This window comes from Pseudomonas sp. 44 R 15, from assembly GCF_900004965.1.
Classification (GTDB): Bacteria; Pseudomonadota; Gammaproteobacteria; order Pseudomonadales; family Pseudomonadaceae; genus Aquipseudomonas; species Aquipseudomonas orientalis_A.
The window spans coordinates 75752-96009 of sequence record NZ_CVTU01000110.1; the positions used below are offsets into that span (position 1 = coordinate 75752).

The 20258-nt window shown below is 63.1% G+C and carries 23 protein-coding genes; 13 read left to right on the top strand and 10 right to left on the bottom strand.

Annotated features, from left to right (window positions below; genetic code table 11):
* Positions 1-174: 174 nt before the first annotated feature.
* Entirely contained in the window at positions 175-504 is a 330-nt protein-coding gene (locus BFP93_RS20945; protein WP_065885171.1) for an EscU/YscU/HrcU family type III secretion system export apparatus switch protein, read from the bottom strand.
* Positions 501-2078 carry a flagellar hook-length control protein FliK gene (locus BFP93_RS20950; RefSeq protein ID WP_065894810.1) on the bottom strand — a complete coding sequence of 526 codons (1578 nt, stop codon included), beginning with the start codon at positions 2076-2078 and terminating at the stop codon, positions 501-503. Before BFP93_RS20950 ends, BFP93_RS20945 begins: the two co-directional genes overlap by 4 nt.
* Before the next feature lie 221 nt (positions 2079-2299).
* Between BFP93_RS20950 and ccmA the strand changes: the two genes are divergently transcribed.
* The 13 genes from ccmA (at position 2300) to BFP93_RS21015 (ending at position 11302) form a co-directional block, all read left to right on the top strand.
* Positions 2300-2935: a cytochrome c biogenesis heme-transporting ATPase CcmA gene (gene ccmA / locus BFP93_RS20955; RefSeq protein WP_065894753.1), complete on the top strand. Its 636-nt coding sequence runs from the start codon at positions 2300-2302 to the stop codon at positions 2933-2935.
* Positions 2932-3600, top strand: a complete 669-nt coding sequence (ccmB, locus tag BFP93_RS20960) for a heme exporter protein CcmB (protein WP_065885198.1) — start codon at positions 2932-2934, stop codon at positions 3598-3600. Before ccmA ends, ccmB begins: the two co-directional genes overlap by 4 nt.
* An 84-nt stretch (positions 3601-3684) precedes the next feature.
* Entirely contained in the window at positions 3685-4440 is a 756-nt protein-coding gene (locus tag BFP93_RS20965) for a heme ABC transporter permease (protein WP_065894755.1), read from the top strand.
* Positions 4437-4613 (top strand): heme exporter protein CcmD, encoded by a 177-nt coding sequence (gene ccmD, locus BFP93_RS20970; RefSeq protein ID WP_065894756.1) that lies wholly within the window; start codon positions 4437-4439, stop codon positions 4611-4613. Before BFP93_RS20965 ends, ccmD begins: the two co-directional genes overlap by 4 nt.
* Positions 4610-5065, top strand: a complete 456-nt coding sequence (gene ccmE, locus BFP93_RS20975; protein WP_065894757.1) for a cytochrome c maturation protein CcmE — start codon at positions 4610-4612, stop codon at positions 5063-5065. Before ccmD ends, ccmE begins: the two co-directional genes overlap by 4 nt.
* A gap of 3 nt (positions 5066-5068) precedes the next feature.
* Positions 5069-7054: a heme lyase CcmF/NrfE family subunit gene (locus BFP93_RS20980; protein ID WP_065894758.1), complete on the top strand. Its 1986-nt coding sequence runs from the start codon at positions 5069-5071 to the stop codon at positions 7052-7054.
* Entirely contained in the window at positions 7051-7587 is a 537-nt protein-coding gene (locus BFP93_RS20985) for a DsbE family thiol:disulfide interchange protein (protein ID WP_065885177.1), read from the top strand. The genes BFP93_RS20980 and BFP93_RS20985 overlap by 4 nt, the downstream gene beginning before the upstream one ends.
* Positions 7584-8057: a cytochrome c-type biogenesis protein gene (locus BFP93_RS20990; protein WP_057722736.1), complete on the top strand. Its 474-nt coding sequence runs from the start codon at positions 7584-7586 to the stop codon at positions 8055-8057. Before BFP93_RS20985 ends, BFP93_RS20990 begins: the two co-directional genes overlap by 4 nt.
* The gene (gene ccmI, locus BFP93_RS20995) at positions 8050-9234 is read left to right on the top strand and encodes a c-type cytochrome biogenesis protein CcmI (RefSeq protein WP_065894760.1); all 1185 of its coding nucleotides are present in this window, start codon (positions 8050-8052) and stop codon (positions 9232-9234) included. The genes BFP93_RS20990 and ccmI overlap by 8 nt, the downstream gene beginning before the upstream one ends.
* Before the next feature lie 15 nt (positions 9235-9249).
* Positions 9250-9645: a hypothetical protein gene (locus BFP93_RS21000; RefSeq protein WP_065894762.1), complete on the top strand. Its 396-nt coding sequence runs from the start codon at positions 9250-9252 to the stop codon at positions 9643-9645.
* A gap of 357 nt (positions 9646-10002) precedes the next feature.
* Positions 10003-10569, top strand: a complete 567-nt coding sequence (gene phnN / locus BFP93_RS21005; RefSeq protein WP_065894763.1) for a phosphonate metabolism protein/1,5-bisphosphokinase (PRPP-forming) PhnN — start codon at positions 10003-10005, stop codon at positions 10567-10569.
* Positions 10570-10697: 128 nt separating this feature from the next.
* Positions 10698-10886, top strand: a complete 189-nt coding sequence (locus BFP93_RS21010) for a type II toxin-antitoxin system HicA family toxin (protein WP_065894764.1) — start codon at positions 10698-10700, stop codon at positions 10884-10886.
* Positions 10887-10897: 11 nt separating this feature from the next.
* A complete protein-coding gene (locus tag BFP93_RS21015) occupies positions 10898-11302 on the top strand; it encodes a type II toxin-antitoxin system HicB family antitoxin (RefSeq protein ID WP_065894766.1) in 405 nt (134 codons plus the stop codon).
* On the opposite strand, the gene BFP93_RS21020 is transcribed toward BFP93_RS21015, so the two are convergent.
* The 8 genes from BFP93_RS21020 to hyi form a co-directional block, all read right to left on the bottom strand.
* The gene (locus BFP93_RS21020) at positions 11299-12495 is read right to left on the bottom strand and encodes an MFS transporter (RefSeq protein WP_065894768.1); all 1197 of its coding nucleotides are present in this window, start codon (positions 12493-12495) and stop codon (positions 11299-11301) included. The genes BFP93_RS21015 and BFP93_RS21020 overlap by 4 nt on opposite strands.
* Before the next feature lie 174 nt (positions 12496-12669).
* Positions 12670-13674 (bottom strand): sulfate ABC transporter substrate-binding protein, encoded by a 1005-nt coding sequence (locus tag BFP93_RS21025; RefSeq protein WP_065894770.1) that lies wholly within the window; start codon positions 13672-13674, stop codon positions 12670-12672.
* A gap of 96 nt (positions 13675-13770) precedes the next feature.
* Positions 13771-14595, bottom strand: a complete 825-nt coding sequence (locus tag BFP93_RS21030) for an ion transporter (protein WP_065885187.1) — start codon at positions 14593-14595, stop codon at positions 13771-13773.
* A 31-nt stretch (positions 14596-14626) separates the two neighbouring features.
* A complete protein-coding gene (locus BFP93_RS21035) occupies positions 14627-15502 on the bottom strand; it encodes an urea transporter (RefSeq protein WP_065894772.1) in 876 nt (291 codons plus the stop codon).
* Positions 15503-15607: 105 nt separating this feature from the next.
* The gene (gene pyk, locus BFP93_RS21040) at positions 15608-17023 is read right to left on the bottom strand and encodes a pyruvate kinase (RefSeq protein WP_065894774.1); all 1416 of its coding nucleotides are present in this window, start codon (positions 17021-17023) and stop codon (positions 15608-15610) included.
* Positions 17013-18293, bottom strand: a complete 1281-nt coding sequence (locus BFP93_RS21045; RefSeq protein ID WP_065894776.1) for a glycerate kinase type-2 family protein — start codon at positions 18291-18293, stop codon at positions 17013-17015. Before BFP93_RS21045 ends, pyk begins: the two co-directional genes overlap by 11 nt.
* A 117-nt stretch (positions 18294-18410) precedes the next feature.
* Positions 18411-19301, bottom strand: a complete 891-nt coding sequence (locus BFP93_RS21050; protein ID WP_065894777.1) for a 2-hydroxy-3-oxopropionate reductase — start codon at positions 19299-19301, stop codon at positions 18411-18413.
* 170 nt (positions 19302-19471) lie between these two features.
* Entirely contained in the window at positions 19472-20254 is a 783-nt protein-coding gene (gene hyi, locus BFP93_RS21055) for a hydroxypyruvate isomerase (RefSeq protein WP_065894778.1), read from the bottom strand.
* Positions 20255-20258: the final 4 nt, after the last annotated feature.

The following is a 20258-nucleotide window of genomic DNA, read 5'->3' on the forward strand; positions in this document are numbered from 1 at the left end:
GCTTGCCTTAAGGCTTTTTGTAGGAGCGAGCTTGCTCGCGAAAAACTCACAGGCGCTGCGTTCATTCAGAAAGCACGCGTTATCGTTGAGGTTTTTCGCGAGCAAGAGCTAGGCGCCCCCCTCGCTCCTACAGACGGCGATGTACGCTTGACTGGCCGGTAGCTTGTGGATTACTCAGTAATCATCCCCACGCTCGGTGACATCGCGCTCCACCGGCCCCGCATCCGGGTCGTACCCCACCGGGAACTTGCCCTTCAGCGTCCACGCGAACGCAATGATCTCCGCCACCGTGCGGTACAACTCCTCTGGAATACTGTCGCCCAGCTCCATGCGCGCCAGCAGCTTCACCAACTCGGCATTTTCATAGATGGGCACTTCGTTTTCCCGCGCCAGCTTGAGGATCGCTTCAGCCAGGGCCTCATCGCCCTTGGCGGTCAGGGTGGGCGCTTGTTGGCCATCGTACTTGAGGGCAATCGCCTGGCGGGGAGGGGCAGCGTTCTTCATGCGGTTTCATCCACCCAGCGTTGTTCCAGTCCGGTTTTTGGCCCGCGCGGCGGGCTGCCGAGGTGGCAATCCAGGTCGCCGACGTCAAGCCCGGATGCCACCAGGCGCTCGCGTAGGCTGCCCAGGTGATTTTCGATCAGGCTGGCGGTGAAGGCACGGGTGGCCCACAACTGGCTGGAGAGTTTGCCCTGGGTCAATTGCGCCTGCACCTGCAACGGCCCCAGCGGTTCCATATCGAACGCCAGTTCGACGCGCCAGAGCATGTGTTTGGCGTCTTTGCGGTCTTTGTGCTCGGGTTGCTCCTTGTCGGGCGCCGGCTCCTCGCGCTGGAACTTCACCTGCAATGGGACGATGTCCTGCAGGCTGCGCATCGGGATTTCCAGTTGCCAGGTGGTTTGCAGGCGGCCGTCAGCGGTGGTGCCGGTCTGTTCCAGGCTCGACAGCTGATGGCTCTGCAATCGGGCGATCGCCCCGGCGGCCAGGCGCAGCAGGTTTTCCAGGTCGCCTTCGCCTTCAAGCTTGGCCATCAGCCGCTCGGGCAGTGGAAAGCTGACCGGGGCCTGCCGCGCGCTGACCTGGCCCAGCGTATTCAGTGGGCTGCGCACAAAGTTGGGCAATACATGGGCCAGCGTGTTGGCCGCAAGAATGGCGTTCAGGTTGGTACTGGCGGGCAGGGCGGGCAGTAAGTCCGCGACAAGGCGCAGCAGTGCGCCCTTCATGTCCAGTGGCGGTATCTGGGGATTCTGCCCAGCGAGTAATCTGGCTTCCAGAAAGGCGCCGCTGTTCTGGATCACTTGAGCCAGGACTTTGGGGTTACTGACCTGTGCCAGGTCGGGCAATGCAGCGAGAAGACGGTCGGCGGCGGCGCGCAGGTCGGCGGACGTGCTGTCGCCACGGGGCAGGTTTTGCAGGGCGGTGAAGACCGCATCCAGGGAGCCCTGGCGACTTTGCTGGGTCGACAGTTGCTGGGTGACCGCCAATTGATCCTTGAGCCCGCTCAGCGGCACGAAATTGAGGGTCTGCGCGTTCTGCACCACTGCGCTGAGCAAACTGCCCACGCGCAGCGGTTGTGGGCTTTCCACCGTCAGTGTCGCGCCCGCCAAGGCGTTATTCAGCACCGTCACCAACGAACGATAAATCGCCGGTTGCGCCGTGCCCTGAGGCAGCATCTGGGTGGTCAGTACCTTGGCTTGCAACAGCGTACCTTCCGGGACCTTGGCGGTGTCGATGCGGGTGAGGGCAGCGATGTTGGCACTCAAGGCCTGTTGCAGGCTGAGGGTCAGGTTGCCCGCCGGCGTCTGGCTCACCGCCACATTGCTGCCCAAGGGCAAGGGCTGGGCGCTGCTGGCCTGCACCAGTGTCTGGCGGCCGCCGTCCAGGGTCAGCTTGAGCAGCAACTGAAAGGCTTCACCGCCTTGTTTAAGGGCAATGACTTCAGCATTCGCGGTTTTCCCAGGGTCGATCAGCCCGGTCTGCGGCTCCAGCAGTTTGAGCAGTGCCCCGGGCGCAGGCGCGGGGCTTTGCCCGGCTGACGGGGTGGGAGGAAGCGTAGGAAGGTTGATCTCGCCGGTCATGGTGCGCATCGTCTCTGGGGAAATTGCTCTCTCTAGCGTAGGGCATCGCATGTTAGCGTGGGGCATCGCATGTATAATGCCGCCCGTCTGCAAAGAGAGCGGTAAAAACCTCACAACTATTTGATCCAGCTCTCTAAAATCGGTCGCCAAAGCCGTTATTGTGCTCCTTTACTATAACGGCCGCTGCACCGCCGACTTGAACCGTAAAGGCCCGCGATCTCTTGACCAGCCCTCTTCTTGAAGCCCTAGCGCTCTCCTGCGAACGCGACCTGCGCCTGCTGTTCGAGCACCTCGACCTGCGCCTGGCGGGCGGTGACATGGTGCAGGTCAGCGGGCCCAACGGCAGCGGCAAGACCAGCCTGTTGCGCTTGCTGGCCGGGCTGATGCAGCCGACGGCCGGGGTTGTGCGCCTCAACGGCAAGCCTCTCGCCGAACAGCGCACAGAACTGGCGCGCAGTCTCGTGTGGATCGGTCATGCCGCCGGTATCAAGGACGTGCTCACGGCCGAAGAAAACCTCAGTTGGCTCAGCGCCCTGCATCACCGCGCCAGCCGTGACGCCATTTGGCAGGCCCTGGCTGCCGTGGGCCTGAAGGGCTTTGAAGATGTTCCCTGCCACACCCTGTCCGCCGGCCAGCAGCGCCGGGTGGCCCTGGCCCGTTTGTACCTGCCGGGCCCGCCGCTGTGGATCCTCGACGAACCCTTCACCGCGCTCGATAAACACGGGGTCGCCCAGCTCGAGGAGCACCTGGCGAGGCACTGTGAGCAGGGCGGTACGGTGCTGCTCACCACCCACCACAGCCTGACCCGCCTGCCCGCCGGTTACCGTGAGCTGGACCTAGGGCGGTGGTCGGCATGAGCGTATTCGCCCTGTTGGTTGCCCGCGAAGCACGCCTGTTGTGTCGTCGCCCGGCCGAACTGGCCAACCCGCTGGTGTTCTTTGCCATCGTGATCGCCTTGTTCCCGTTGGCGGTCGGTCCCGAGACTAAACTGTTGCAAACCTTGTCCCCGGGACTGGTGTGGGTCGCGGCGCTTTTGTCCGTGCTGCTCTCGCTGGACGGGCTGTTTCGCAGTGATTTCGAGGACGGCTCCCTGGAACAGTGGGTCCTTTCGTCGCACCCGTTGCCACTTCTGGTACTGGCCAAGGTGCTGGCACACTGGGCTTTTTCCGGCCTCGCGCTGGTCTTGCTTTCGCCGCTGCTGGCGCTGATGCTGGGCTTGCCCGTCGAATGCTTGCCGGTGCTGCTCCTGTCCTTGTTGCTCGGTACGCCGGTGCTCAGCCTGTTGGGGGCGGTGGGCGCAGCGTTGACCGTCGGTTTGAAGCGCGGTGGCCTGTTACTGGCCCTGCTGATTCTGCCTTTGTACATCCCGGTTTTGATCCTCGGCAGCGGTGCGTTGCAGGCCGCGCTGATGGGGATGCCGGTGACCGGTTACCTCCTGTGGCTTGGCAGCCTGGCCGCCCTGGCGGTAACCCTGACACCCTTTGCCATAGCGGCCGGCCTGAAGATCAGCGTCGGCGAATAATGAGGTCTGGCCAGGCGTTACACGCTTGGCCAGTAAAGACCCTACGCTTCTTGCCATGACAAGAAGCAACCGTGAGAAACAGCAATGAACTGGACCTGGTTTCACAAGCTCGGCTCGCCCAAATGGTTCTATGGCATCAGCGGCAAACTGCTGCCGTGGTTGAGCGTCGCCGCGGTGCTGCTGATCGGCATCGGCCTGGTCTGGGGCCTGGCCTTTGCGCCACCGGACTATCAGCAGGGCAACAGCTTTCGCATCATCTATATCCATGTGCCCGCCGCCATGCTGGCGCAGTCCTGCTACGTGATGCTGGCGGTTTGCGGCATCGTCGGCCTGGTGTGGAAGATGAAGCTTGCCGACGTCGCCCTGCAATGCGCTGCACCCATCGGTGCGTGGATGACCGCCGTGGCGCTGGTCACCGGCGCGATCTGGGGCAAACCCACCTGGGGTTCGTGGTGGGTGTGGGATGCGCGGCTCACGTCGATGTTGATCCTGCTGTTCCTGTACTTCGGCCTGATCGCCCTGGGCAATGCGATCAGCAACCGCGACAGCGCCGCCAAGGCCTGCGCGGTGCTGGCGATTGTCGGCGTGATCAACATCCCGATCATCAAATATTCGGTGGAGTGGTGGAACACCCTGCACCAGGGCGCCACCTTCACCCTCACCGAAAAACCGGCAATGCCGGTGGAAATGTGGGCACCGCTGCTGCTGATGGTGCTGGGCTTCTACTTTTTCTTTGGCGCCGTGCTGCTGCTGCGCATGCGCCTCGAAGTGCTCAAGCGTGAAGCCCGCGCCAGTTGGGTCAGGGCCGAAGTGCAAACCTGCCTGGGAGCGCGTGGATGAGTTTTGCTTCTTTCAGTGAATTTCTCGCCATGGGCCACCACGGCCTGTATGTCTGGACGGCCTATGGCATCTGCCTGGCGGTGCTGGCCCTCAACGTCGCCGCGCCGCTGCTGGCGCGCAAGCGTTACCTGCAACAAGAGGCGCGTCGTCTGCGCCGGGAGACCGAAAAGTGAATCCGCTGCGTAGAAAGCGTCTGTTGATCATTCTCGCCATCATGGCCGGCGTCGGCATTGCCGTGGGTCTGGCCTTGAGTGCCTTGCAGCAGAACATCAACCTGTTCTACACCCCGACCCAGATCGCCAATGGCGAAGCGCCGGTCGATACGCGCATCCGCGCCGGCGGCATGGTCGAAAAGGGCTCCTTGAAGCGTTCCGCAGACTCCCTGGATGTGAGTTTTGTGGTCACCGACTTCAGCAAATCCGTGACCATCACCTACCGTGGCATCCTCCCGGACCTGTTCCGCGAAGGCCAGGGCATCGTCGCCCTGGGCAAGCTCAACGCCAGTGGCGTGGTGGTGGCCGATGAAGTGCTGGCCAAGCACGATGAAAAATACATGCCGCCGGAGGTGACCAAAGCCCTCAAGGACAGCGGCCAATCCGCCCCAACCCCTGCCAAGGAGGGCTGAGTCATGAACGCCGCTTTGTTTATTCCCGAACTCGGCCAGTTGGCGATGATCCTCGCCCTGTGCTTTGCCATCGTCCAGGCCGTGGTGCCGTTGCTCGGTGCCTGGCGCGGTGACCGCCTGTGGATGAGCCTGGCGCAGCCGGCCGCCTGGGGGCAGTTCGCGTTCCTGCTGTTCGCCTTCGGTTGCCTGACCTACGCATTCATGACCGACGACTTTTCCGTCGCCTATGTCGCCAATAACTCCAACAGTGCACTGCCCTGGTACTACAAGTTCAGCGCCGTGTGGGGCGCCCACGAAGGTTCGCTGCTGCTGTGGGCGCTGATCCTCGGTGGCTGGACCTTCGCCGTGTCGGTGTTCTCCCGCCAGTTGCCGCAGGTCATGCTGGCGCGGGTGCTGGCGGTGATGGGCATGATCAGCATCGGTTTTTTGCTGTTCCTGATCATGACGTCCAACCCGTTCAGCCGCATCCTGCCGCAGATCCCCGTGGACGGGCATGACCTCAACCCACTGCTGCAAGACATCGGTCTGATCGTGCACCCGCCGATGCTCTACATGGGCTATGTCGGCTTTTCCGTGGCCTTTGCCTTCGCCATCGCCGCCTTGCTCGGCGGGCGTCTCGATGCGGCCTGGGCGCGCTGGTCGCGGCCATGGACCATCGTCGCCTGGGCCTTCCTCGGCATCGGCATCACGCTCGGTTCATGGTGGGCATATTACGAGCTCGGCTGGGGCGGCTGGTGGTTCTGGGACCCGGTGGAAAACGCCTCCTTCATGCCCTGGCTGGTCGGCACCGCGCTGATTCATTCGCTGGCCGTCACCGAAAAACGCGGCGTGTTCAAGAGCTGGACCGTGTTGCTGGCCATCGCGGCATTTTCCCTCAGCCTGCTCGGCACGTTCCTCGTGCGTTCGGGCGTGCTGACGTCGGTGCATGCGTTTGCTTCCGACCCTGCGCGCGGCGTATTCATCCTGATCTTCCTGCTGTTTGTCGTCGGCGGTTCGCTGACCCTGTTCGCCCTGCGCGCGCCAGTGGTCAAGAGCCAGGTCGGCTTTAACCTGTGGTCGCGGGAAACCTTGTTGCTGGGTAACAACCTGGTGCTGGTGGTGGCGGCGTCGATGATTCTGCTCGGCACCCTCTACCCCCTGGTGCTGGATGCCTTGAGCGGCGCCAAGCTGTCCGTCGGCCCGCCGTACTTCAACGCCTTGTTCATTCCGTTGATGGGCCTGTTGATGGTGGTGATGGCGGTCGGTGTGCTGGTGCGCTGGAAAGACACCCCGGTGAAATGGCTGGCCGGGATGCTGATGCCGGTGCTGCTGGGCAGTGTGGCCCTGGCCGTGATCGCCGGGGTTGCCTACGGCGACTTCAACTGGGCGGTGCTCGCCACCTTCCTGCTCGCGGCCTGGGTGTTGCTGGCCGGCGTGCGCGACATCGCCGACAAGACCCGCCACAAGGGCCTGATCAAAGGCCTGCCGACCTTGACCCGCAGCTACTGGGGCATGCAGATCGCCCATATCGGCATCGCCGTCTGCGCCCTGGGCGTGGTGTTGTCGAGCCAGAACAGCGCCGAGCGCGACCTGCGCCTGGCGCCCGGCGAGTCCATGGACCTGGGCGGTTACCAGTTCATCTTTGAAGGCGCCAGGCACTTCGAAGGACCGAATTTCACGTCAGACAAAGGCACCGTACGCGTGGTGCGCAACGGTAAGGAAATCGCCGTGCTGCACCCGGAAAAACGCCTGTACACCGTGCAGAGTTCGATGATGACCGAGGCGGGCATCGATGCCGGTTTCACCCGTGACCTGTACGTGGCGTTGGGTGAACCCCTGGGCGATGGCGCCTGGGCAGTGCGCGTACATGTCAAACCGTTCGTGCGCTGGATCTGGTTCGGCGGCTTGCTGACCGGGTTGGGTGGTTTGCTCGCAGCGCTGGACCGGCGGTATCGGGTCAAGGTCAAGAGCCGGGTGCGTGAAGCCCTCGGCATGGGAGCGGCGGTATGAAGCGTGGATTGATGGTGTTGCCGCTGGCAGCGTTCCTGGTGGTGGCAGTGTTCCTCTATCGCGGCTTGTACCTGGACCCGGCCGAGTTGCCGTCGGCCATGATCGGCAAGCCGTTCCCGGAATTCTCGCTGCCCACGGTGCAGGGCGACAAGCAACTGACCCGCGCCGACCTGCTGGGCAAGCCGGCGCTGGTCAACGTGTGGGGCACCTGGTGCATCTCCTGCCGCGTCGAACACCCGGTGTTGAACAAACTCGCTGAGAAAGGCGTGGTGATCTATGGCATCAACTACAAGGACGACAATGCAGCAGCCTTGAAGTGGCTGGCCGAATTTCACAACCCGTACCAGCTGGATATTCGCGATGAAGACGGCAACCTCGGCCTGAACCTCGGCGTCTATGGCGCTCCGGAAACCTTCTTTATCGACGCTAAAGGCGTGATCCGCGACAAGTACGTCGGCGTGATCGACGAGGTGGTGTGGCGCGAGCAACTGGCTGCCAAGTACCAGGCGCTGGTCGACGAGGCCAAACCATGAAGCGTCTGTTAGTCGCAGCTGTACTGGCGCTGGGCCTGGCCGGTGTGGCCCACGCCGCCATCGACACCTACGAATTTGCCAATGACGGTGATCGCGAGCGTTTCCGCGAGCTGACCAAGGAACTGCGCTGCCCCAAATGCCAGAACCAGGACATCGCCGACTCCAACGCGCCCATCGCCGCCGACCTGCGCAAGGAAATCTTCCGCATGCTGGGGGAGGGCAAGGACAACCAGCAGATCATCGACTTCATGGTCGACCGCTACGGTGATTTTGTGCGCTATAAACCGGCGCTTACCGGCAAGACCGCGCTGCTCTGGTTCGGCCCCGCCGGGCTGCTGCTGACCGGCGTGGTGGTGATGGCCGTCATTGTGCGTCGTCGCCGCGCCGCACCTGCCGATGGCAGCGACGCGCTGTCCCCCGAAGAGCGTAAACGCCTCGACCAACTGCTGGACACCAAGACCGATGATTGATTTCTGGCTCGCAGTCGGCCTGCTGCTGTTGATTGCCCTGAGTTTCCTGTTGATCCCTGTGCTGCGCGGCCGTCGTGCCCAGCGCGAGGAGGATCGCACCGCGCTGAACGTGGCGTTGTACCAAGAGCGCGTCGCCGAACTGCAAGTGCAGCGCGACGACGGCGTCCTGGATGCGGCGCAACTCGATACCGGCCGTGCCGAAGCTGCGCGTGAGTTGCTGGCCGATACCGAAGGCGTAGAAAAACCGCGCGAATCACGCCTGGGCAAGCCGCTGCCAGTGTTGGCGGCGTTTCTCGTGCCGGTGCTGGGCGTTGCGCTGTACCTGCATTACGGGGCGAGCGACAAGGTCGAGCTGACCCGCGAATTCTCCCAGCCGCCGGTGTCGATGGCCGACATGACGCAACGCCTGGAACGTGCCGCAGTGGCCCAACCGGATTCAGCTGAAGGCCTGTACTTCCTGGGCCGCGCCTACATGGCCCAGGATCGCTCCGCCGATGCCGCCAAGGTGTTTGAACGCAGCGTTGCATTGGCCGGTCGCCAGCCCGAGTTGCTCGGGCAGTGGGCCCAGGCGCAGTATTTTGCCGACAACAAACAGTGGTCGCCCAAGGTTCAGGCGCTGACCGACGAAGCCTTGAAGCTCGATCCAAAGGAAGTCACCAGCCTCGGCCTGCTCGGTATTGCCGCCTTTGAAGGCCAGCGCTATCAGGAGGCTATCGACTACTGGAATCGTCTGTTGGCGCAACTGCCGCCCGACGACAATTCCCGGGTGGCGCTGCAGGGCGGTATCGATCGCGCTGCGCAAAAGCTCCGGGAGAGCGGCGGCACTGTTGCGCAAAAGGCGGTGCTGAAAGTGCGCGTGGACCTGTCCGCCGACGTGAAAGCCAAGGCTCTGCCGGGTGACAGCGTGTTTATCTTCGCCCGCGCCGTCAGCGGCCCGCCTGCGCCGCTCGCGGCCAAACGGGTCACCGTTGCCGAACTGCCCGTCACCGTGGAACTGAGCGATGCCGACGCGATGATGCCGCAGTTGAAACTGTCCAACTTCCCTGAAGTCCAACTGGTTGCGCGCATATCCCGGGCAGGTGTTCCAACCGCTGGCGAGTGGATCGGCCGCAGCCAACCCTTGGCCAGCAGCATGACTGCGCTGCAGCAGCTGACCATCGACAGTCCGGATAATTAATTGGAGGAAAGGCCCATGAACGCATTTGCACGTATGACCCTGCTCAGCCTCGTCGTGGGGCTGAGCGCCTGTGCGGTTCACCGGCCACCTCCGGGCCCCACCGGCCCGACCATCCCGCCATCGGGCCCGTCGACCCAGCCCGACAGCAAACCCTCCGGCCCGGTAACCCCGCCGCCAAAACCGCTGCCGAGCAAATCGCCGACCTTCGCCCCACCCCCAGGCGCCGCCAGCCACTGGGACGGCAAGATGCAGGTGTACGTCCTCGACGACCAGCCCGACACGTTCTACCGCCAGCGCACCTACTACCGCTGGAGCAACGGCTGGAGCCGCTCCATCAGCCCGAACGGGCCGTGGGAAGAGACCAGCGTGCAAGGCGTGCCGCCTGGATTGAGCAAGCAATACGCGCAATGACAAAAGGCGACCTTCGGGTCGCCTTTTTCTTGCCTCTGATTGATCGTTCCCACGCTCGGCGTGGGAATGCATCCCGTGACGCTCCGCGTCACCAGTGCGCAAAAAGCAGGACGCGGAGCGTCCAGAGCGGCATTCCCACGCGGAGCGTGGGAACGATCCTGGCTGGCTCAGCCGTTGCGCCGTCTGAGTGGTGACGAGTAAGCAGCGCAGCCATCCACCGCTGTCACCGCTCACCCTTTCCCGGTAAGGTGACCACCGCCGGCCTGGTTGCCGGGCAATCGCTGGATATACTCTGCGGTACCAGGCAAACCGGGCCAGGGGCCAACCCGTGCGAAAACAAGCAAAGAGAGTGGTGTGATGGCAGGCAGGTTGATCTATCTCATCGGACCTTCAGGTTCGGGCAAGGACAGCCTGCTGGATGCCGCACGCCCCCGGTTGGCCGAGCGTGGTTGCCGCATTGTGCGCCGCGTGATTACGCGCTCGGCGGAAGCGGTGGGCGAGGCGGCGCAAGGCGTGAGCCCGGCGCAGTTTGCAGCGATGCAGGCGCAGGGCGCGTTTGCCCTCAGTTGGCAGGCCAATGGGTTGTCCTACGGCATTCCCAAGGAGATTGACGAGTGGCTGGCGGCCGGGGAGGACGTGCTGGTCAACGGCTCCCGTGCGTACCTGGTGCAAACCCGCGAGCGTTACCCGACGCTGCTGGTACTGCTGCTGACCGTTGATCAAGCCGTACTGCGCCAGCGCCTGGTCGCGCGCGGGCGTGAGGCCCTGGTGGACATCGAGGAACGCCTGGCGCGCAACGCGCAGTTCACCGAGGCGCTGATCGCCGCCAATGGCGCGGGTTTGTTCGTGCTGGATAACTCCGGCCCGCTGGAACACACGGTCGCGCGCTTGCTGTGTTGCCTGGACCACGCGCACTCGGCTTGAGCCTGAAGCGGCGCCGAACCTCTCATCAATATCCGGTAAAACAACCGTCAGTCAGCCCCGGCGATTCTGTGCTTGAATAAATATAACTCTAGGGTTACGTTTATTCAGTCCGAGCCAAGGAGGCGACGGTGCAAAGCAGGCTATTGATCAAGGAGTTGCTGGAAGCAGGCTGGGTGCTGGATAGGGTCACCGGCAGCCATCACCTTTTCACCCACCGCTATAACCCGTACACGATACCGGTGCCCCATCCGAAGAAGGATCTGCCTATGGGCACTGTGAGAAGCATCAGGAAACGCGCCGGGCTGTTTCAGTTTTAAGGAGAGCATGCATGCAATACCCAATCTGTATCGAATGGGGCGATGATTTCACCGCCACCGGTATCCAGATCCCCGATATTCCGGGCGCCGTCACCGCCGGGGACAGTTTCGAAGAGGCCTACAACGCGGCCGTGGAAGTGGCGCACCTCATGCTGCAGGAGATTGCCGCAGAGGGCGGGGTGATTCCAATGCCAACCTCGGTTGCCACTCATCACGCCCATGAAGACTACGCCGGTATGGGCTGGGGCATGTTGGAGCTGGATATCTCGCCCTATCTGGGCAAGACCGAGAAGGTCAATGTGACCTTGCCCGGTTATGTGATCCAACGCATCGACCGTTACGTGCGTGAACACAACGTCAAAAGCCGCTCGTCATTTCTGGCGGATGCGGCTTTGGAGAAGTTGGTGCGTTCTTAAGCGTTGGCGACCGCTACCTGCCGCGACGCACTGAGGAACCGCAACAACGCCACCAGCGGGAATGCACTGCCCACCAGCATCACGCCCAGCCAACCGCCGTGTTCGTACACGCTGCTGGCAATCGCCGAGCCGAAGGCACCGCCAATGAAGATGCTGGTCATGTACAGCGCGTTCAGGCGGCTGCGACTATGGGCGTCGAGGGCGTAGACGGCACGCTGGCCGAGGACCATGTTCATCTGCACGCAGAAGTCCAGCACGACGCCCGTTACCGCCAGGCCGATCACGCTGTACAGCGGGTGCACGAAGGCCGGCAGGAAACTCAGCGCACCCAGCAGCATCGCCAGCAACGAGGCGCGGTGGGTGTGACCGGCATCGGCCAGCCGCCCGGCGATAGGCGCAGCGATGGCACCGATGGCACCGACCAGGGCGAAGATCGCGATCTGGGTCTGGCTGAGGCCGTGGTTGCGCACCAGTTCCAGTGGCGCGGCGGTCCAGAACAGGCTGAACGCGGCAAACATGCAACCTTGATAAAACGCACGCTGGCGTAACACCGGCTGCTCACGCAGCAAGGTACCCAGCGAACCCAGCAACTGACCGTAACTGGCGCTGTGCGTCGGTTGGCGCTTGGGAATGGTCAGCATCAACACCACGCTGATAAACGCCATCAATGCCGCCGCCGCCATGAACATCGCCCGCCAGCCGAAGTGGTCCGCCACCACGCTGGACACCGGTCGCGCCAGCAGAATGCCCAGCAGCAGGCCGCCCATGATGCTGCCGACCACCCGGCCACGGGATTCGGCAGGCGCCAAGTGTGCGGCCAACGGGATCAGGATCTGCACCGACACCGAACTGAAGCCGATCAGCAGCGACACCAGCAAAAACAGGTTGGGCTGCTCGGTGAACGCGGCGCCCAACAAGCTGGCGATGGCCACCACCGTGGTGATGATCATCAGCCTGCGATTTTCCAGCAGGTCCCCCAGCGGCACCAGGAAGAACAGGCCCAGGGCGTAGCCGATCTGCGTGAGCGACACGATCAGGCTGGCCATTGCCGGCGTGAGGCCGATGTCCGGCGCGATCAGTTCGATAATCGGCTGCGCGTAGTAGATGTTGGCGACGATGGCGCCGCAGCAAAACGCAAACAGCATGACCATGCCTCGGGTCATGGTGCCGGCAGCGTGGGGGGTAGCATTCATGGGGTTCTCATGCAGGCGAAGGACGATGGGATGAGAGAGTAAAGACATCGGCCGGCGCTGAGTAGGCCGCTTGTGGTGATAACGGTCATGCCGCGAAATAATGATTCAACGCCAAACCAATGTGGGAGGGGCCCCCCTCCCACAGTTCTGACTGTGTTTATTCAGCCCGAACGTTTATTGGCCGGTGTAAATCTGGTCAAACACCCCGCCATCGTTGAAGTGGGTTTTCTGCACGGTGCGCCAGTCACCAAAGGTCTTCTCCACCGACAGGAAGTCGACTTTCGGGAAACGGTCGGTGTACTTGGCCAGCACGTTCGGGTCACGCGGGCGCAGGTAGTTGTTGGCGGCGATTTCCTGGCCTTGCGGCGACCACAGGTACTTCAGGTAGTCTTCGGCGGCGGCGCGGGTGCCTTTCTTCTCGACCACTTTGTCCACCACCGACACCGGCGGCTCTGCCTCGGCGGACACGCTTGGGTAGATCACTTCGAACTGATCACGACCGAATTCACGGGCGATCATTTCCGCTTCGTTCTCAAAGGTCACCAGCACGTCGCCGATCTGGTTGGTCATGAAGGTGGTCGTCGCGGCCCGGCCACCGGTGTCGAGTACCGGCGCTTGTTTGAACAGCTTGCCGACAAAGGCCTTGGCTTTTTCTTCGTCGCCGCCGTTCTTCAGCACATAGCCCCAGGCCGACAGGTAGGTGTAGCGGCCGTTACCCGAGGTCTTCGGGTTGGGTACGATCACTTGCACGCCGTCCTTGAGCAGATCCGGCCAATCTTTCAGGGCTTTCGGGTTGCCCTTGCGCACGATAAAGACAGTGGCCGAGGTGAACGGCGCACTGTTGTTCGGCAGGCGGGTGACCCAGTTGTCCGGTACGAGCTTGCCGTTGTCGGCCAGGGCGTTGATGTCGGTCGCCATGTTCATGGTAATCACGTCCGCCGGCAGGCCGTCGATCACCGAGCGCGCTTGTTTGCTGGAGCCGCCGAAGGACATCTGCAGGGTCAGCTTGTCATTCGGGTGCTCGGCGTCCCAATGCTTCTGGAAGGCCGCGTTGTAGTCTTTGTAGAAATCACGCATCACGTCGTAGGAGACGTTGAGCAGAGTGACCGGAGCCGCCTGGACGGCGCCGGCCAGGGCCAGGCCGGCGGCCAGGAGGGAGGCGCTGAGGATGTTTTTCACTGCTCATTCCTTGTTGTTCGAGAGGAGGGGGGAGGCACAATGCCAGCGACTATAGCCGGGGCTGCATAGTCGCTTAAAGATTAAAAAGAACTTTGCTTATTCCACTTTCTTAAACAGGTTGCTGCCACAGCGTGAACAAAACGCCGCATTCGGCTCATGGCTGTTCTTCTTGCACACCGGACAGTCGGTCTGCAGCTGTTCACCGCGCATGGCACTGGCCAGCTCGGCGGTGAATATCCCGGTCGGCACGGCAATAATCGAGTAGCCGGTAATCATCACCAGCGAGGAAATCACCTGGCCCAGCGGGGTCTTGGGCACGATATCGCCAAAGCCCACGGTGGTGAGCGTCACGATCGCCCAATAGATGCCCTTGGGAATGCTGGTAAACCCGTGCTCCGGGCCCTCGATCACGTACATCAGGGTGCCGAACACTGTCACCAGGGTGCACACGCTGACCAGGAACACCACGATCTTCTGTTTGCTGCCGCGCAGCGCCGCCATCAGGTAGTTGGCCTGCTTGAGGTAAGGACTGAGCTTGAGGACGCGGAAGATCCGCAGCATGCGGATGATGCGGATAATCAGCAGGTACTGCGCGTCGCTGTAGTACAACGCGAGGATGCCGGGCACGATGGCGAGCAGATCCACCAGCCCGTAAAAACTGAAGGCGTAGCGCAACGGCTTGGGCGAGCAGTACAGGCGCAGGCCGTACTCGATGGCGAAGATCAGCGTGAAGCCCCACTCGATATAGGCCAGCACGTCAGCGTAGTTCTGGTGAATTTCGTCGATGCTGTCGAGCATCACGATCACCAGGCTGGCGAGGATGATCAACAACAGGATGCCGTCAAAGCGCCGCCCGGCGACGGTATCGCTTTGGAAAACCATCACGTAGAGCCGCTGGCGCCAGTCGTTGTTGCTGTCCATAAATCCCGCTCGAATTGAATATCGGCAAAGCCTAGGGGGATTCGTACGGACTGTCCATGCGCGGCTTGCGCAGTATTCGCTGGCTGGCGCGCACCAGCCAGCAGGTCAGAATGAAGGGCGCCGTCAGCGCCGGCAGGTGCAGGGCGGCGAAGCCGGGGGTGAGCATGATTGCCAGGACGATGCCGATCAGCGGCAACCAGGGCTCGCGGCGTGCCTGGCTCAGTGCCAAGGCGGCGAGCGCCGGGTTATAGCTGTGCAGGCCGAGCAGGGCGCCGCTGGTTTCGCCCAGCAGCAAGGCGACCGGCACGCCGGCGATGGCGCCGGTGAGTGCCCATAAGGCGGCGCGCCGATCAGCCAGCAGCAGGCCGAGCGCAATCAAGGCTCCGGCCAGGGGCTGGTCCAACAGCATCACTTGCGCCAGGCCGGTGAATGGCGCAGCGATTACCGTCAGGGGCTCGGGCTCGCTCAGGGCCAAGGTCGCGGGCGCGATGTTGCCCAGCGACAACCAGCCCAGGCCGACAAAGGGTGTGGTGTAGGCGGGCAGAGCCTGGGGGTGGGCGGCGTATTTCGACCACTGCCGCACCAGCATTGCGCTCAAGCCGCCACAGGCCAGGATCAGCGGCACCACCAGGGCCGACCAGGCAAGGTGCTGGCTGATCAACACACCCAGCAATACGCCGTTGTAGCTGTACAGCCCGGCCTGGCGTTCAGCCTTGGGGTAGCCCCGGCGCTGCGCCGTGAGCAAGCCTGCGACGCCACCCAGCAATGCGCCGCCGAGCAACCCCGGCGCGCCGATCAGGATCGCCAACAGGCACAGCAGGCCGCACAGCGGATGGCGCTGGAGAAAGATCTGGCTGAAGCCGTTGAGCAGGGCTTCGGCCCAGTCGGGGCAGGTTGGATTGTGCATGGCAACTCCCTGTAGGAGCGAGCTTGCTCGCGAAAAACCTAAAGGCGCCGCGTGCATTCAGGATGCCTGCGTCAGCGTTGACGTTCTTCGCGAGCAAGCTCGCTCCTACAGTAGGGTTTCGATACGCAAGGAATTGGTCGACCCCAACTGCCCAAATGGCACCCCCGCAGTAATCACCAACGTATCCCCACGCTGCGCCATGCCCTGAGCCTGGGCGATCTCAAGCGCGGTGGAACACACCTCATCCACCTGCCGAAGCCGATCATTGACCACCGAGTGCACCCCCCACGCCACGCTCAAGCGCCGCGCCGTGGACAGGTTTGGCGTGAGCGTGAGGATCGGCGCCACCGGCCGCTCCCGTGCCGCGCGCAGGCTGGAGGCGCCCGACTCGCTGTAGTTCACCAGCACCGCCACCGGCAGGATGCTGCTGATGCGGCGGATCGCGCAGCTGATGGCGTCCGACACCGTGGCATCCGCCCCGGGCCGGCTGACATCCAGCTGGGCCTGGTAATCCGGGCCGTGTTCCACCTGGCGGATGATCTTGCTCATCATCTGCACGGCTTCCAGAGGGTATTCGCCCGAGGCCGTTTCGGCCGACAGCATCAGCGCATCCGCCCCTTCGGCCACCGCATTGGCCACGTCGGTGACTTCGGCGCGGGTCGGTGCCGGAGAGAAACGCATGGACTCGAGCATCTGGGTCGCTACCACCACCGGTTTACCCAGTTGGCGGCAGGTCTTGATGATGTCCTTCTGGATGTGCGGCACGCTTTCGGCCGGCACTTCCACGCCCAGGTCGCCACGGGCCACCATGATCGCATCACTCAATTCGGCGATTTCGCGCAGTTGTTGCACCGCCGAGGGCTTCTCGATCTTGGCCATCAGGAAGGCCCGGTCGCCGATCAGTGCGCGGGCTTCGCGGATATCTTCCGGGCGCTGCACGAACGACAGCGCCACCCAGTCCACGCCCAGCTCCAGGCCGAAGCTCAGGTCGCGACGGTCCTTGGCGGTCAGCGGGCTGAGTTGCAACAGTGCCTGGGGCACATTCACACCTTTGCGGTCGGACAGCTCGCCACCATTGAGCACGGTGGTGTCGATGGCGTCGGCGTGCCGGGTGATGACGCGCAGGCGCAGCTTGCCGTCGTCCAGCAACAGGTCCATGCCGGGCTCCAGTGCCGCGATGATTTCCGGGTGGGGCAGGTTGACCCGGCGTTGATCGCCCGGTGTTTCATCCAGGTCCAGGCGCAGCGCCTGGCCGCGCACCAGTTGCACCTTGCCCTCGGCAAAGCGCCCGACGCGCAGCTTGGGCCCTTGCAGGTCCATGAGGATGCCCAGCGGGTAATTCAGTTGGCGCTCTACCTGGCGAATCCACTCATAGCGCTGCGCGTGATCGGCGTGGTCGCCGTGGCTGAAATTGAGGCGAAAGATGTTCACCCCGGCCTGCACCAGCTCGCGGATGTCATCGATCCCAGCGGTGGCCGGGCCCAGGGTGGCGAGGATTTTGACCTTCTTGTCAGGCGTCATGTTTGGCGGTCTCAAGGATCAGGATGGCGCGGAAGTCGTTGACGTTGGTGCGGGTCGGCTCGGTGACGATCAAGTCGCCCAGGGCGGCGAAATAGCCGTACCCGTTGTTGTTATCCAACTCGTCGCTGGCGCTCAGGCCCAGGGCTTCGGCACGGCGGTAGCTGCACGGGGTCATGAGCGCGCCGGCGTTGTCTTCCGAGCCGTCGATGCCGTCGGTGTCGCCGGCCAGGGCGTAGACGCCGGGCAGGCCCTTGAGGCTGTCGGTGAGGCTGAGCAAAAATTCCGCGTTGCGCCCGCCACGGCCATTGCCGCGCACGGTGACGGTGGTTTCGCCGCCGGAGAGGATCACGCACGGTGCCGCCAACGGCTGGCCGTGCTGCACGATTTGCCGGGCGATGCCGGCGTGCACCTTGGCCACCTCGCGCGCTTCACCTTCGAGGTCGCCGAGGATCAGCGGGCTGAAACCGGCCTGGCGCACTTTAACCGCCACCGCTTCCAGGGATTGCTGCGGCCGGGCGATCAATTGGAAGTGGCTGCGCGCCAGCAGCGGGTCGCCGGGTTTGACGGTTTCCGAGGCGGGGTCTTGCAGCCAACTGCGCACCGAGGCCGGGATGTCGATGCCGTAGCGCTTGAGGATCGCCAGGGCCTGTTGCGAGGTGCTGGGGTCGCCGACGGTGGGGCCGGAAGCGATTACCGTGGCCAGGTCGCCCGGCACATCGGAAATCGCGTAGGTGTAGACCGTGGCGGGCCACGCGGCCTTCGCCAACCGTCCACCCTTGATCGCTGACAGGTGCTTGCGCACGCAATTCATCTCGCCAATGGTGGCGCCGGACTTGAGCAGGGCTTTGTTGAGGCTTTGCTTGTCGGCCAGGGTGATGCCGTCGGCGGGCAGGGCGAGCAAGGCGGAGCCGCCACCGGAGAGCAGGAAGATCACGCGATCGTCTTCGTTCAGGTCACTGATCAGGTCCAGCACGCGTTTGGCCACGGCCAGGCCGGCAGCGTCGGGCACGGGATGCGCGGCCTCGACCACTTCGATTTTCTTGCACGGTGCACCGTGGCCGTAGCGGGTGACGACCAGGCCGCTGACCTCGCCCTGCCAGCAGTGCTCCACGACCAGCGCCATGGCGGCGGCGGCCTTGCCGGCGCCGATCACGATCACACGGCCGCTGCGGTCGGCGGGCAGGTAAGGTTCAAGGACTTGCCGGGGGTGGGCGGCGTCGATGGCTGTGGCAAACAGCTCGCGAAGCAGGTGTTGCGGATCGACCGACATAAGCGGGCTCCCGGGGGAATTCTTGTTATTAGAGGTGCAACAATCGAGCTATGAAATGAGGGCCCAGTGTGGGAGGGGGCAAGCCCCCTCCCACACTGATTTGCATTTCATTGCAGCTTATTTATCGCGAATCGAGAAATTCGCCATATGCTCCAGGCCCTTGATCAGCGCCGAATGGTCCCAGTTGCCGCCACCAAGCGCGGCGCAGGTGCTGAACACTTGCTGGGTGCCGGCGGTGTTTGGCAGGTTGATCCCCAACTCCTTGGCTCCGGCCAGGGCCAGGTTCAAGTCCTTCTGGTGCAGGTTGATGCGGAAACCCGGGTCGAAGGTGCCCTTGATCATGCGTTCGCCATGCACTTCGAGAATCTTCGACGACGCAAAACCGCCCATCAGCGCTTCACGCACCTTGGCCGGGTCCGCGCCATTTTTCGAGGCGAACAGCAGCGCTTCGGCCACCGCCTGGATGTTCAGCGCGACAATGATCTGGTTGGCGACCTTGGCGGTCTGGCCATCGCCGTTGCCGCCGACCAGGGTGATGTTCTTGCCCATGGCCTGGAACAGCGGCAGGGCGCGCTCGAAGGTCTGCGGCTCGCCACCGATCATGATGCTCAGCGTGCCGGCCTTGGCGCCGACTTCACCACCGGACACCGGGGCATCCAGGTACTGCGCGCCGGTCTCGTTGACCTTGGCCGCGAACGCCTTGGTGGCGGTGGGGGAGATCGAACTCATGTCGATCACCACTTTATGGGGCGACAGCCCGGCGGCCACGCCGTCAGCCCGGAACAGCACGTCTTCGACCTGAGGGGTGTCGGGCACCATGACGATGATGAACTCGGCTTCCTGGGCCACTTGCTGCGGGTTGGCCAGCGCCACCGCGCCGGCAGCGATCAGCTCGGCGGGCGCGTTGCCGTGATGCTCGGAAAGAAACAATTGATGACCTGCTTTCTGCAGGTTGGCGGCCATGGGTTGGCCCATGATGCCGGTGCCGATAAATCCGATTTTAGCCATGATCAAAATCCTCTTTTTATTCGATAGCAGACTTGCTGAGGCCTGCCAGACACTGCCGGTCCAATGTGGGAGGGGGCTTGCCCCCGATTGCGGTGTGTCAGGTGTAGATGATGTGACTGAACCACTGCTATCGGGGGCAAGCCCCCTCCCACATAAGCTGCCGGTGTCTGTTAGATGGCGTTATGGGTTTTGAGCCAACCCAAACCCGCTTCGGTAGTGGTCAGCGGCTTGTATTCGCAACCGACCCAACCCGTGTAGCCAATCCGATCCAAATGCTCGAACAGGAACCGGTAATTGATCTCCCCCGTCCCCGGCTCATTACGCCCCGGGTTGTCCGCCAGCTGGATATGGTTGATGACCTCCAGGTGCGTCGCCATGGTTCGGGCCAAATCGCCTTCCATGATTTGCATGTGATAGATGTCGTACTGCAGGAACAGATTGTCACTGCCCACCTGCTCGCGAATCGACAGGGCCTGGGCGGTGTTGTTCAGGTAGAACCCGGGGATGTCGCGGGTGTTGATCATCTCCATCACCAGCTTGATGCCCGCCGCCTGCAACGCGTTGGCGGCGTACTTGAGGTTGGCGACGAAAGTCTTTTCCACGGTTTCGTTATCCACGCCTTGCGGCGCAATACCCGCCAGGCAGTTGACCTGGGTATTGCCCAGGACCTGGGCGTAGGCGATGGCCAGCTTGACCCCGGCGCGGAATTCTTCGACCCGGTCGGGGTGGCAGGCCAGGCCGCGCTCGCCTTTGGCCCAGTCCCCGGCGGGCAGGTTGAACAGCACCTGGGTCAGGCCGTTGGCGTCGAGCTGCGCCTTGATGTCGGCTGAACTGAACTCATACGGGAACAGGTATTCCACACCTTCGAAGCCCGCATCGGCGGCCGCTTTGAAGCGGGCAAGGAATTCCTGTTCGGTAAACAGCATGGACAGGTTGGCGGCAAAGCGCGGCATAGGG